Source organism: Terriglobus sp. ADX1 (assembly GCF_036877645.1).
GTDB lineage: Bacteria > Acidobacteriota > Terriglobia > Terriglobales > Acidobacteriaceae > Terriglobus.
Genome location: NZ_JAEDXV010000016.1, coordinates 95,227 through 108,035 on the forward strand (window position 1 = coordinate 95,227; position 12,809 = coordinate 108,035).

At 59.4% G+C, this 12,809-nt stretch carries 14 protein-coding genes; 4 read left to right on the top strand and 10 right to left on the bottom strand.

The genetic code is table 11. The features are described from left to right. The first annotated feature begins 44 nt into the window (after positions 1–44). Positions 45–212 (top strand): hypothetical protein, encoded by a 168-nt coding sequence (locus JAO32_RS12235; protein WP_334240744.1) that lies wholly within the window; start codon positions 45–47, stop codon positions 210–212. Between the two features lie 8 nt (positions 213–220). On the opposite strand, the gene JAO32_RS12240 is transcribed toward JAO32_RS12235, so the two are convergent. From JAO32_RS12240 to JAO32_RS12280, 9 genes are all read right to left on the bottom strand, one after another. Next, positions 221–964, bottom strand: coding sequence for a hypothetical protein (locus tag JAO32_RS12240; RefSeq protein ID WP_334240746.1), 744 nt, complete (start codon positions 962–964; stop codon positions 221–223). Positions 965–1,067: 103 nt separating this feature from the next. Beyond that, the gene (locus tag JAO32_RS12245) at positions 1,068–1,586 is read right to left on the bottom strand and encodes a DUF2059 domain-containing protein (protein ID WP_334240748.1); all 519 of its coding nucleotides are present in this window, start codon (positions 1,584–1,586) and stop codon (positions 1,068–1,070) included. Positions 1,587–1,597: 11 nt separating this feature from the next. Then, positions 1,598–3,976, bottom strand: coding sequence for an OPT family oligopeptide transporter (locus JAO32_RS12250; RefSeq protein ID WP_334240750.1), 2,379 nt, complete (start codon positions 3,974–3,976; stop codon positions 1,598–1,600). 73 nt (positions 3,977–4,049) lie between these two features. Further along, entirely contained in the window at positions 4,050–4,394 is a 345-nt protein-coding gene (locus JAO32_RS12255; RefSeq protein WP_334240752.1) for a histidine triad nucleotide-binding protein, read from the bottom strand. Between the two features lie 76 nt (positions 4,395–4,470). Further along, positions 4,471–5,280: a DUF3108 domain-containing protein gene (locus tag JAO32_RS12260; protein ID WP_334240754.1), complete on the bottom strand. Its 810-nt coding sequence runs from the start codon at positions 5,278–5,280 to the stop codon at positions 4,471–4,473. Positions 5,281–5,359: 79 nt separating this feature from the next. Further along, positions 5,360–5,941, bottom strand: a complete 582-nt coding sequence (locus JAO32_RS12265; protein WP_334240756.1) for a methyltransferase family protein — start codon at positions 5,939–5,941, stop codon at positions 5,360–5,362. 37 nt (positions 5,942–5,978) lie between these two features. Next, positions 5,979–7,055: a glycosyltransferase family 9 protein gene (locus tag JAO32_RS12270; RefSeq protein ID WP_334240758.1), complete on the bottom strand. Its 1,077-nt coding sequence runs from the start codon at positions 7,053–7,055 to the stop codon at positions 5,979–5,981. Positions 7,056–7,130: 75 nt separating this feature from the next. Next, on the bottom strand, positions 7,131–8,135 hold the full coding sequence (gene lpxK / locus JAO32_RS12275; protein ID WP_334240761.1) for a tetraacyldisaccharide 4'-kinase: 1,005 nt from the start codon (positions 8,133–8,135) through the stop codon (positions 7,131–7,133). Beyond that, positions 8,132–9,412 carry a 3-deoxy-D-manno-octulosonic acid transferase gene (locus JAO32_RS12280; protein ID WP_334240763.1) on the bottom strand — a complete coding sequence of 427 codons (1,281 nt, stop codon included), beginning with the start codon at positions 9,410–9,412 and terminating at the stop codon, positions 8,132–8,134. Before JAO32_RS12280 ends, lpxK begins: the two co-directional genes overlap by 4 nt. 63 nt (positions 9,413–9,475) lie before the next feature. Here JAO32_RS12280 and JAO32_RS12285 point away from each other — a divergent pair, with 63 nt between their 5' ends. Both JAO32_RS12285 and JAO32_RS12290 read left to right on the top strand, forming a co-directional pair. Continuing rightward, entirely contained in the window at positions 9,476–10,300 is an 825-nt protein-coding gene (locus JAO32_RS12285) for a hypothetical protein (protein WP_334240765.1), read from the top strand. A gap of 281 nt (positions 10,301–10,581) precedes the next feature. Next, positions 10,582–11,076, top strand: a complete 495-nt coding sequence (locus tag JAO32_RS12290; protein WP_334240768.1) for a GNAT family N-acetyltransferase — start codon at positions 10,582–10,584, stop codon at positions 11,074–11,076. On the opposite strand, the gene JAO32_RS12295 is transcribed toward JAO32_RS12290, so the two are convergent. Continuing rightward, positions 11,070–11,270, bottom strand: a complete 201-nt coding sequence (locus JAO32_RS12295; protein ID WP_083346597.1) for a hypothetical protein — start codon at positions 11,268–11,270, stop codon at positions 11,070–11,072. The genes JAO32_RS12290 and JAO32_RS12295 overlap by 7 nt on opposite strands. Before the next feature lie 97 nt (positions 11,271–11,367). Between JAO32_RS12295 and trmFO the strand changes: the two genes are divergently transcribed. Next, positions 11,368–12,702, top strand: coding sequence for a methylenetetrahydrofolate--tRNA-(uracil(54)-C(5))-methyltransferase (FADH(2)-oxidizing) TrmFO (gene trmFO, locus JAO32_RS12300; protein WP_334240772.1), 1,335 nt, complete (start codon positions 11,368–11,370; stop codon positions 12,700–12,702). Positions 12,703–12,809 lie beyond the last annotated feature (107 nt).

Genomic DNA, 12,809 nt, shown 5'->3' on the forward strand with positions numbered 1-12,809 from the left:
CGACGTTATGCCCACAAAAGGCGCACACTAAGAGCACAAACGCCATGGGATTCCTTCTGCTGATCGCACGCTCGTTCATCAACACTTTCGGCATCACCCAACCCGGCCCCGAAGGCGAACGCCGCGCCGCCTACTTCATCGGAGTGCTGCTGGCGCTTATCGTGCTTGGCATGATCGTTGCATTGGCGGGATTCCTGAAGCTGCGCGGTTAACGTTTGCTTCAGTGCTGCGCCACCGTCTGTGGCGTAGGAATATCAATCACCTGGTACGCACGCGGCAGACTAAACAACGCAGCATCCGGCTCCGTCTGATCGATCTTCTCCACAGTGAAGTCTTCCGCACCACCGCGCGGCTCAAACCGCTTCACCACCAGGTTCATCCCCAACTGCGGTGAATACCAGAACTCCTTCACCGTGGGTTCTGCATCGCCCATCTGCGCGGACGTGCGAATCTCGCGCATGCCGGTCGTCTGCAATCCCTCAATCGTGTTCGTTCCCAACGATTCCCGCGTAATCTTCACACCATTCGGAAACGTCTGCGTTGCGGGCAACTGCGGTTCGTCAGTAGCAGGCATGAAATTCCGGTGATACACCATGCACTGCCGCGTACGCGTGGTGCAGACGGTTACGGTCTTCATCGTCGGGTCAAGATAATCCATCTCGCTGACCATCGTCGGATGCTGATTGCCATCCGGTGTGAGGAAGCGGCGCTCCTGAAACACACGGCCCTGACTGTCACGCGCAATGGTGCGGCGGTTGTAGATCGTCGTCTCCGTGCCATCCTCCAGACGACGCTTCCATGACGTAGCCACCTGCGCCCGAAACGGTGCGCCAGCCTTCGTAGGCACATCAATGCTCTGGATCATCTCTCGCGTACCGCCATCGGGAGCATGTTGCATCTGCGCCCCGGAACTCACCGCCAGCACTGCAACACCCACTGCACACAGCCACGACGACCGCCGCATCTCTGCACCTCGCACGCGCAGTCTAAGGCCGCCCCATCAAAAGAGCCACAACAATTTCCATACGCGACGTCCGTCATCTCACGTCATACGCATCTCGCGCAGATTACTTCTGCTTCGCAGCCGCTCTCTTCGCCATCTTGTCCGCAAATTCTACAAATGCAGCCTGCATCTTCGGTTGAACTGTCGTCAGTTGCGCCTGCGCAATCGACTGCGACTTTGCAATCAACTCCGGCTGCTTCGCAACCATCGCGCGCCCCGCATCCGTGCGATAAAACGCCAGCATGCCGTCAATCGTGCCTTCGTCATAGGTGGCGGCATACAGTTCCTGATACTGAGGCTTCAGTTTTTCCCACTGAATCGCATCTCGCACCATCAAAGTAATCTGATCCATGAAGGCATCAATCTCTTTCTGGTCATCCGGGCCAATCGTCTGACCCGCCAGCAACTGCGGCATGATTTTCTTTATCTGCCCTGACTGCTGATCCGCAAGCTGATCCAGCGTCTGCTGCATATGCATCAGCGTAAACATCTCATCAATCTTGGCGCGCTTCGAAGCATCATCCGCAAACGACATGCGGCACATGCACAGTAACAACGCTGCAACACAAACGATCTTCTTCATATTCTTCATCCTCACTTCGTATCCAGCGGCTTACGTGCAAAGTAATACAGCGAAAACGCCAGCAGCGCGAACATCACAATCGCCACCGGATCGTGATGCAGCGGGTTCGTCTCACTGAAACGCGGCAGCAGCCAGTTGCCGCCGTTGCTCTCGCTCACACCCTCAATGAGCCGCACCACCACACCCATAAGGCCAGTAATGCCGCCCGCTGCAATCAATCCCGATGCAAACAGCGAACCCGGACTGATCTCATCGTTCTCCAGATCAGTGAATGGCTCATTATCCGTCACTGCCGCCTGCAACTCATCGTTCGTAGACTGCGGAGTTAGCGGCACACCCGCGGCGTCATATGTCACCACGACATCCGCTCCGGGATGCGCAGCACTGAGACGCGCCGCAACAAGCTCCGCCTCACGCTTCGCACGATCGCGTGCACGCGCCTTGGCAATCGCCGCATCGGCCATCCACCGAATCAATCCGCCACAGAAGATCGCCAGCGTCGTTGCAATCGAGAGATACGCGCCCACCGCCAGCGTCAGCGACCGCACTCCTGCAAGCTCCACCGCCAGCACCAGTGCTACTCCCAACAACACCAGCGACCACGGTAGCTTATGCGACAGGATGCCGTTGATCACCGTCGCCATCAAGCGGCCCTGCGGCGCAGCAGCCTTCTCACTGCCAATGCCCTGCACCCACTGAATCTCCACTTTGCCCGTCGCGCGATCCACAAGATACTTGCCGTCTTCCAGCGTGGGCGATCCAATGGCATTCACCAGTTCATAGCGTGTGGCATCGTTCACCTCTTCGCGCGGCTTGCCGGTGTCTGTAATCGCAATGTGCGGACGGGGAAACACGCCCTTATCCTGAAACCCTTCCGGCAACGACTGCAAATTCAGCGTCATTGCAACAGGCATGCGATGAAAACTCTCTAGCGCCTTGTTCATGCCGTTCAGCGTCAGCCCGATCACAAACATCGAAACCACCACGCCGATCATCACCGCAAGCTGCGTCTTCCAAGGCGTCGCGCCAATCAGGAATCCCGTCTTCAGATCCTGCGCAGTGTCGCCAGCATTGCTTGCGGCAATGCACACCACGCCGCCCACCGTAATCGCCAACGCGCCAAACGCTGGCGCCGTCCATCCCTGCACCAGGAATATCGCCGCAGTCGCCATCAACGTGGCAATCGTCATACCGCTCACAGGACTTGCCGATGAACCCACAATGCCCACAATGCGAGCACTTACCGTAACGAACAGAAATCCAAACACCACAATCAGCAGTGACGCCGCCAGATTTGCCCACGCCCCCACCTGCGCTCCAGGCACTGGCTTGAAGTAGAGGAACGCCCACATGATGGCCACCAGCAATACCGATCCGCCATACACAAAACTGTTGGGCAAATCATGCGATGTTCGCGATCGCTGCGCTGTCACCGCGGCCTTCTTTGCCTTCAGCGATCCCATCAATGCGCCTACAATCGTTGGCACCGTGCGCAGCAACGTAAGACATCCGGCAGCAGCCACGGCGCCCGCGCCCATGGGCCGCACATACGTCCGCCACAGATCACTTGGACTCATCTGCGCGATCGGCACCGTGCCCGGATACAAAGGATGCTGCAGGTGCGATCCGAAGAAGTAAATCGCAGGCATCAGCACCAGCCAACTGAATACACCGCCCGCCAGCATCACACCGGCAACGCGAATGCCAATGATGTACCCCACGCCCAGATACTCTGGCGTCGCATCCGCGCGAATGGAACCGCCCTTCAACAGATGTTGCGGGCCGATATCAAAATCCTTGGTCGGAGTCGAAGGCCACAGGCCAAACAGATTCTCATTCTGAAACAGCGTATAGAGCGAGCCCAGCCCCATGCCCAGAAAAATGCGCGACGCAAATGACCCGCCGCGCTCGCCTGCAATCAACACATCGGCGCAGGCTGTGCCCTCCGGATACAACAACGCACCATGCTCTTCCACAATCAACTGTCGTCGCAGTGGAATCATGAACAACACGCCGATCCATCCGCCAAACAGCGCCAGCGCAAAGATGCGCGCATATTCCAGATCAAATCCCAGAAAGATCAGCGCAGGCAGCGTATAGATCACACCCGAAGCAATCGACTGCCCCGCATTACCCGTTGTCTGGACAATGTTGTTCTCCAGAATCGATGACTTGCCCAACACACGCAGGATCGAAATCGACAACACCGAAATAGGAATCGAAGCCGCAACCGTCAACCCCGCCTTCAAACCCACATAGACCGTCACCGCACCAAACAGGATGCCGAACAAAGCGCCAATCACAATGGCGCGAACGGTCAATTCCGGCCGAGACTCTTCAGCGGGAACAAACGGTTTGAAAACAGGCGGCGGCGTGCTGGTAGTGGCCATGGGTCTCCCTCTCCGTCACCGGACGGAGTGCTGCGAGTGTAGCAAGGAGAACGCTCTTTCGGGAGGCGGCAGTTTAACCGGGAGGCCATGTCATGGAACGCCCGCCCAGGACATGCAGGTGCAGGTGATCCACGGTCTGGCCACCATCTGCACCGGTGTTCGTCACCACGCGGAATCCCTTTGTCAGCCCTTCCTGCTCCGCCACCTTCGCAGCAACCAGCAGCAGATGCCCCAGCAATGCCTCATGCGTCTCCACGGCATGTGCAGTAGAAGCGATATGCTCCTTCGGAATTACCAGCACATGCGTGGGCGCAACCGGATGCAGATCACGAAACGCAAAAACTCGCTCGTCCTCAAACACTTTCGTGGAAGGAATGGTCCCCGCAGCAATGCGGCAGAAAATGCAGTCAGCAGCCATACGCAACAGTGTAGAGGAAGTAACTGGACGGATATGTCAGTTAACACGCCGAAGGCGTCGAGAACGGTACAAAGTACTACTGCACAGACTGCAGATGAAACGTGATCGTTCCCCACAACATCTTCGCGCGAATCTGCACCGGCAAGTGTCGCGCATCATCCGAATACCAAATGGTGATAGTCCCGCGATTCTTCACCACACCGGCGTCTGCCGTTGGCTGCACACGGACCGTGGTGAACGTGCCCGCGGGCGTCTTCACATCCTCGCGAGCCTCCACCTTCATCGTTACAGCAACAGTGCGTAACGCATCCGCCAGCGGCAACTTGAAGTCCTGCCCCACGGTCAGCTTCTGCGACCCCACATAAAAAATGCCGGAGAGCGCGTCCGTCACGCACGCAGGAATCTGTCCCTGCTGCGTCTTCGTGGTGTTCTTCGCCAGGTTGCGCTCGGTCAACACCTGCGTTCCCAACACCGGCTGTCCGCCCTCAACAGGCGCAGGGGCTGTGGCTCCCGGCGTGAACACCAGGTCGCTGTTCACCTTGCGGCGGCCTTCCTGCGTCTGCTTGCTGAAACCCGCAGAGCAGCCCGTCGCCATGTTGAAGCTCGATTGGAAGCGATCAATCACCTGGTAGATCATGTTGGTCGCGCCAACCGTATCCGCGCTGGCCTGCACCTTCATCAGCGGCCCGGCCTGGTCCAGTTGAAATACGGCGCGCCCGGCGGTGAACACGCGCCAATCCACCGTGAATGTCAGCGTCTGATGTTGCGGAAAAACATAGCCCTGCATGGGTGGCGTCATCAACGGCGCCTGTGCTGGCGGCACACCTTCTTTGTCAGAGGTGAATGGCAACGAAAACTTCTGCGCCATCGCAGGAAGCGAAATCAAGGCCGGCAGACATGCCATCGCCAGAAGGGCATTGCGAAACCGATTCAACCTGAAGTAGCCCCTCTCGTGAACTCAGACCTTACTGCACGCCCCAATGCGCGCGAACCCACATCAGTACCAACAGCGTGGCATAGATACCCGCCGCGCCCATCACCGAATTGTACTCGCGATGTTTCCGGTAACGCTCCGCATCAAAACCTGCGGACGTCTGCCCTGCCGGAGCAGGCGCAGCCGTAAATCGCGGTAATAAACGAGGTACGCGCGCAGCATATGCGTCAAAATCCGCAAAGTGCCCGCGCAGAAATCGTTCTTCCGACAGAATCACCGGCCCGTAGATCACCACGAACAGCAGCGCCAGCAGAACCACAAGCTCCCACCGCCGCGACGCAAACGCAAACCCGAACGCCGCCATCACGGACCCCAGATACAGCGGATTGCGCGTGTACGCATACGGCCCGGTCTGCGTCAGTTCTGCATTCTTTTTGACGTAACCGGCAGCATATCCGCGTAGCCACAGCCCCGGCACCACCAGCAACAAACTCAGCGCCAACGACAAAAACGAAGGCCGCGCCAACCAAAGAAACAACGCCGCAAAGACAAATCCCAGAGGAACACGAATCCTCCGCACCAACCGTTCGCCTTTGCCCATTTCCACTGCCATGCCTCTGTCATTATGCCCTGACAGATGCCCAGCCGCGTCATCCACGGGCAGACTGAGGCAACAGTTCCAGCGCGGACTCCAACACTTCGTCCACCGTAATCTCTGCCAACCCGCGCTCCACCGTTGCATGCCGACGATGATCCGTTTGGCTCAACCGATGTCGCAGCGTCTTTGACCGCATGCCCCACGGCCCAGTACGCAACGGGTCCGTAGGCCCAAACAACCCCAGCGCGGACACACCGCAAGCAGCCGCCAAATGCAGCGGCCCCGTATCGCCTGCAATCACCAACGCCACACGTTGCACCAGCGCCATCAACTGCGGAATGGTGCAAGGCACTGCCCTGCCACGCCCCTGCGCAGCCGCCACGACCATACCCGCTGCTCCATCCGGCCCAAACGGAGACGCATTCACCAGCACCGTGTAGCCGCGCTCATCCAACGCACGCGCCAGATAACCGAAGCGCACCGCAGGCCACTCCTTCGCGCCCCATCCCGCCGTTGGCGCTAGCAAAACTGCAGGACGCTCCGGCAACTCGCGAAACAACGCATCGCACCACTGCTCTGACGGCTGCGACACGGGCAATGGCGCCTTCACCGGCTGTAATGACAACTTCATCGCCGCTGAAACAATCTCCGCTGCCTGCTCCACCACGTTTGTCTTTCGCGTCTGCACACGCTGTCGATAGAGCCAGCCTGCCTGCTTCTCCCGCGGATCGGCGCTGCCCACAATCTGCCGCGCACCACTCATCCGCGCAATCACTGACGACCGGATCGAACCCTGCAGATCAATAGCAATGTCATACCTCTGCCATCGCAGTTCACGCCGCAGATTGCGAATGCTGCGCAGCGTGGCAAACGAAAACGGATAACGCGACCACTCCTTCGCTGGAACAGCATGAACGTGATCCACCAGCGGCATCTCCGCCCCGCGCGACATCACACCAGGATGCGTGCGCAACAGTGGTGACCAATGGGGTTCAATCGCCCATCCAATCCGCGCTTCCGGCATCGCCGCACGCAACGCCGCAACCGCAGGCATTGCATGCAGCACATCACCCATCGCGCCCACGCGCACAATCAGAATGTTCGGAGCATCGTTCAATCTGTTTCCCATTCGCAGCAAACTGCTTCGCTGCAGTCATCCAAGAGCATAGGGCGAAACGAGATGTGAGGCGTATGAAGAATCATTTCAAAGCAACTTCATCAGTTCCGGAATGAAACCATCCTCATTGCAGATCGTCACTTCAATATCCGCCACTGCAACCGGCCCAACACGCTCGAACATCGCACGCATCGCTGGCGACAACTTCACCGCATCCTTCGCCGTCGTTACAAAGCCATTTGCCTTCACGCGCTCAGCAGCCTGCACCAACTGTTGCATCACGCCATCGTCATAACGTTGATGGTCTTTCAAAGACACAAACGACGCGGGTTCCACGCCGCTAAGCCGCAACGATTGCAGAAACGCCTCAGGCCGAGCAATGCCACAAAAGGCTAACGGAGAAGAAGCAGGCGCACCCTCAACAAAATGAAAGCCGCGCTCCATCTCCCACACCAGCGGCTTCTTTCCGAAATCCACAACGCGTTCCACAACCGGCCGCAGCGCCGCCGCTTCATCCTTGCGCAGCACAATCACGTCCGCACGCCGCAGCGATCGCAGTGGCTCACGCAGATCGCCTGCGGGCAACAACGCGTCCTGCACATCCGCCTGCGTCAGCAACACAATGTCCACCGCACGCGCCAGTCGCCGGTGCTGAAACCCATCGTCCAGCAGATGCACCCACGGCCCCGTCTCCCGCTGCGCACGATGCTCACGCTCCGCCATACGTCCAGCCGCAGCACGCTCTGCCGCAACATACACACGACGCCCCAGCCTGCGAGTCATCATCAACGGCTCATCACCAAACTCTTCCGCCGAACCAGTTCCCACCACACGCTTCGCAGACTGCGCATCTACCGTGCGCCCATAGCCGCGCGACAACACATCAAAACCAATTCCCGCACGCCGCAGCGCCTCGCCCAGCGCGATCACAAACGGTGTCTTCCCCGCGCCACCAGCAGACAAACTGCCCACGCTGATCACCGGAATTTCCAGCCGCTCCACCTTCGCCGAACCACGATCAAACGCACGATTCTTCCATGCCGCGCCTGCAGCCCAAAGCGGCACGAGAGGCAACAGCCAGGGCCGCTTCAACGCACACGCTCCTTCATCAGCGACAACAAAGCCGCCACCGTCCGCTCCGTAGCGCCAATCATCGAAGCCGCAAACAAACGTCCGCGTTCCCCCAGGCCATCATCGCCACGCGTCATCAACTCATCCAACGTGCTGCACAACGATTCCCGAGTCACCATGCGAATCGCATGGTCACGTTGCATCGCATCCACCATGCCGCGAAAGTTCTGATAGCTGCCGCCCATCACCACCGGCACACCCAGCCGCGCAGGCTCCAGCGGATTCTGCCCACCATGCGGAATCAGCGACCCGCCCACAAACGCCACAGAAGCCAACGCATACAACGAAGAAAGCTCGCCCACCGTATCCACCAGCAACACGGCACCGCCCAAAATAGGCGAGGGTTCCATTCGCCACACGGTAAGCCGAATCGCCTGCAGACCGCGTTCCACAATCAACTGCTCAACGGCCCCGGCACGTTCCGGATGCCGCGGAGCCAGAACCATCACGCGTTCCGCCACCGGCAGCGTCTTCCAGCAATCCAGCAGCAGCGACTCCTCGCCCTCATGCGTCGATCCGCAAACAAGCACCTTCGCGCCGTCAGGCAGATGCTGCCGCACCAGCCGCGTCAACGGCGTCTCCTCTGCAGCCCGAATATCAAATTTCAAATTGCCCGTGCTGCGTACAACAGACTGCGGCGCACCAATCAACCGCCAACGTCGTACATCCTCATCGCTCTGCGCCAGCAACAGCGAGACCTTGCCCAGCAACGGCTTCCACAACATCCGCAACCGCATATATCGTGGCAATGAACGATCGCTCACCCGCGCATTCACCACCGCCACCGGAACCTGCGCACGCTCACACTCCACCAGCACACGCGGCCACAACTCGCTCTCCATCAGCACCAGCAACTTCGGCTGCAACACCCGCAGATACGCCCGCACCGCAAATGCAAAATCCAGCGGAAAGAAGAACACGCGGTCCACGCCAAACCGCTCACGCGCCACCCGCTGCCCCGTCGGCGTCGTCGTGGAAATCACCACGGCATACCCCGGTAGCGCCGCTTCCAACTCCGCAATCAGCCGTACCGCCGCCAACGTCTCACCCACGGAAACGCAATGCACCCAGACCACGGGCCTGCCCGCCACAAAAGCCAACAGCCGCGCGGGTACAGCACCCAGCCGAGCACGCAACCCCTCGCGATACCGCCCCTGACGCAGCATGCGCCAACCCCACACCGGCGCAGAAAGCACCAGCGCCAGCATCAATCCCAGGCTGTAAAGCAACATCATCATGGCATCAAGGCAATCAAGAGAAAGCCAAAGCCAACTTTACCCCGTCTGCCATGGCGTCTCATAATGACGAAGTGCACGGCGCAACTGAGCCGTAAACCACACGTCTACCCATATATGCCGCAAGTCCCACAAAAATGGTTCGCCGTTGCACTGTTGCTGGCACTCGCCACACCTGCTTTCGCAGCTAAAAAAGAAGCGCCACCCGTCCTCGCCGCCACGGCCTACGTCTCGCACGAAACGCACGAGAAAGAGCACGTCACCGTAGCCGCCGAGCCATTCGACACTCGCGAAAAGGGCAACTTCTTCCGGCTTGACTACAGCGGTCACAGCATTCTGCCCATCCGCCTCATCATTGCCAATGACAGCGACGCGCCGCTGGACCTGAATCAGGTCCGCATCCAGCTCATCGCCTCCGACGGCACCAAGCTTCCCGCCGCCACGCCCGAAGAGCTGAACCGCCGCCTCTTCCGCTTCAACGACATCAAGCAGAAGCGCATCCCCGGCACACCCATCACCTACCGCCCCACGCCGGTCGATAAAAAGATCCTCGACGACGACAAGGACTTCTCCTTCACCCAAACCACCATCCCGCCGCACTCCAGCGCCAACGGCTTCCTCTTCTACGACATCCGCGACCTCGACGACCCGCCACTCCGCGGCACCGAACTCTACGTGAAGATGATGCACACCAAGCAGGACGGCAAGGACACGGAACTCTTCGCCTTCTCCGTCAACTTCGACAAATATCTGGATCAGGAAAAGGCCAAGCGCGACGCCGCAAAAGCCGCAGCAGCCAAGGCAGCCGACGCCAAAGACTCGAAGGATTCCAAGGATAAGGACGACAAGGACTTCAAGGTCGACACCACAAGCAACAGCAAACCGCAGTAAGGCTGCCTGACTTCAGTCGGGCAAAGCAAAGGAAACCAGCGAAGCTCATACGAACGAAGTTCGTCATCCTGAGCGAAACGAAGTGAAGTCGAAGGACCTGCATTCCTATCCCGCACTACGATGTATCGAGACAATTATCAAATCCTGCACAGCCACCGCTCGAAGCGTCAAAGGCTCAGGCGATATTCGCCTACGGCCGAAGGCCTAGGTAGCCCCGCCACGACAAAGCGCTGAAGGCACGCCCTAATCCCGCCTCCTGCGTAACAATTGCAAGAGACAACATGCCCAACGACCTGATCCTCCGCGACGCCATACCCACCGACGCGTCTGCCATCCTCGCCCTCATCCGCGACCTGGCCATCTACGAAAAAGAACCACACGCCGTCGTCGCCACAGAAGAAGACATCCTCCGCGACGGTTTCGGCCCGCAGCCCTATTTCCGTTGCCTCATGGCCGAATGGCAAGGCCAGACCGCAGGTTTCGCGCTCTATTTCTTCCAATACTCCACATGGGAGGGTCGCCCGGCGCTCTACCTGGAAGACCTCTTCGTGCGTGAATCCTTCCGCAAACGCGGCATCGGCGCAGCGCTATTTCAACGCCTCGCGCAGATCGCGCTGGAAAAAAACTGCACCCGCTTCCAATGGGAATGCCTCGATTGGAACCAGCCCGCACTCGACTTCTACGAAGCCAGCGGAGCCAAAGTCCTGAGTGAATGGCTCAACCTGCGCGTGACCGGCGAGGAGCTCAGAAGGCTCGCCGGTTCATCCGCTCAGTAGCAGCCGTAAGGGCGGTAATACGGGTAATACCCGCGCCAATACGGGTTGTAGTAGCTGTAAGCCCCGTACGGATACGCTCCATAGGCATATCCGCGATAGGGCCAGCCGTAATAGCCATAACCATAGGGTGAGTATCCCGACCAGTACCAGCAGCGGCGGCTGAAGAACAGGATCAACAGGATCAGGCAAAGCATGAAGGGCCTCGGTGCGGGTTTCCAGAAGCCTACGTCCGCACGGGTTATGCTACGCAGCCGAAACCGAAAAAGTTCCGCTCGCGAGAAAATAGAAATTGTGAAGAAGATCAAAGTTATCGGCGGAGGCCTCGCAGGCCCGGAAGCCGCCCTGCAGGCCGCACGTTTCGGCTGTGAAGTCACCCTCTACGAGATGCGCCCCCACCGCTCCACCGAAGCGCACCAGACCAGCGACTTCGCGGAACTCGTCTGCTCCAACTCACTGAAAAGTGAGAGCGAAAACACCGCCCCCTGGCTCCTGAAGCAGGAGATGCGTCTCGCCGGATCGGCTCTGCTGAAGGAAGCCGACGCCTGCGCCGTGCCCGCCGGGCACGCCCTCGCCGTCGATCGCGTGGAGTTCTCCCGCCGCGTCGCCGAACGCATCGCCGCCGAGCCGCGCATCACCGTCGTCCGCGAAGAGGTCACGTCGCTCGACGAAAACAGAGAAGACACGCTGACCATCCTCGCCACCGGACCACTCACCTCACCCGCGCTTGCGGCAGAGCTGCAGCGACTCACCGGTGCAGATCAGCTCGCCTTCTACGACTCCATTGCGCCCGTCGTCGACGCCAGCACCATCAACATGGATCGCGTCTACTTCAAAGCGCGCTGGGACAAGGGCTCTGCAGACTACATCAACTGCCCCTTCACCAAAGAGGAGTACGACACCTTCTACGACGCGCTCGTCGCAGCGCACGAAGTGGAAGCCAAGGAGTGGGAGAAGCTCGACTATTTCGAAGGCTGCCTGCCCATTGAAGAGATCGCACGCCGCGGCCGCGACACCCTCCGCTTTGGCTGCATGAAGCCCGTGGGTCTGCGCTATCCCGGCACCGAGATCACGCCCTACGCCGTCGTCCAACTGCGCCAGGAAAACCTGCGTGCCGACAGCTACAACCTCGTCGGCTTCCAGAACCACATCAAATTTGGCGACCAGCAACGCATCCTGCGCCTCATCCCCGGCCTGGAAAACGCAACGTTCCTGCGCTACGGCCAGATTCACCGCAACACGTACATCAACTCGCCCACGCTGTTGAACGAGCAGCTGCAACTGCGTCAGCACCCCAACATCCTCATCGCAGGCCAGCTCAGCGGCGTGGAGGGCTACACGGAGTCCATTGCCGGAGGCATGCTCGCAGGCCGCTTCGCCGCCGCCATCGCACGCGGCGAAACACCCGCATCCGCGCCGCGCCTCAGCGCACACGGATCGTTAGTTCACTACATTACCCACGCCGAGGCAAAGCGCTTCCAGCCAGCCAACGTTACCTTTGACCTGCTGCTGCCGCTGGAGGAAGAACTCCGCAAAAAGATCCGCGACAAAAAAGAACGCCACCGCATCCAGTGCGAACGCGGCATCAACGCATGGAAGGAATGGCTCGAAGCCTCCGCGCTATCCTAAGCAAAGATTGTGGGTGCCCAGGATTCGTGAAGCGAGCCGGGCATCGCGCAAAGCGCGATCATACGGCCAAAGGCCGTCATCCTGACCGGAGCGAAGCGCAGTGGAAG

What these genes read in the sequence shown, in the direction of transcription:
- JAO32_RS12265 (WP_334240756.1), bottom strand. Translation starts at nt 5,941, where the DNA reads ATGGCAGTGGAAATGGGCAAAGGCGAACGGTTGGTGCGGAGGATTCGT.
- JAO32_RS12240 (WP_334240746.1), bottom strand. Translation starts at nt 964, where the DNA reads ATGCGGCGGTCGTCGTGGCTGTGTGCAGTGGGTGTTGCAGTGCTGGCG.
- JAO32_RS12270 (WP_334240758.1), bottom strand. Translation starts at nt 7,055, where the DNA reads ATGGGAAACAGATTGAACGATGCTCCGAACATTCTGATTGTGCGCGTG.
- JAO32_RS12255 (WP_334240752.1), bottom strand. Translation starts at nt 4,394, where the DNA reads ATGGCTGCTGACTGCATTTTCTGCCGCATTGCTGCGGGGACCATTCCT.
- JAO32_RS12250 (WP_334240750.1), bottom strand. Translation starts at nt 3,976, where the DNA reads ATGGCCACTACCAGCACGCCGCCGCCTGTTTTCAAACCGTTTGTTCCC.
- JAO32_RS12280 (WP_334240763.1), bottom strand. Translation starts at nt 9,412, where the DNA reads ATGATGATGTTGCTTTACAGCCTGGGATTGATGCTGGCGCTGGTGCTT.
- JAO32_RS12285 (WP_334240765.1), top strand. Translation starts at nt 9,476, where the DNA reads ATGACGAAGTGCACGGCGCAACTGAGCCGTAAACCACACGTCTACCCA.
- JAO32_RS12245 (WP_334240748.1), bottom strand. Translation starts at nt 1,586, where the DNA reads ATGAAGAAGATCGTTTGTGTTGCAGCGTTGTTACTGTGCATGTGCCGC.
- JAO32_RS12290 (WP_334240768.1), top strand. Translation starts at nt 10,582, where the DNA reads ATGCCCAACGACCTGATCCTCCGCGACGCCATACCCACCGACGCGTCT.
- JAO32_RS12235 (WP_334240744.1), top strand. Translation starts at nt 45, where the DNA reads ATGGGATTCCTTCTGCTGATCGCACGCTCGTTCATCAACACTTTCGGC.
- JAO32_RS12295 (WP_083346597.1), bottom strand. Translation starts at nt 11,270, where the DNA reads ATGCTTTGCCTGATCCTGTTGATCCTGTTCTTCAGCCGCCGCTGCTGG.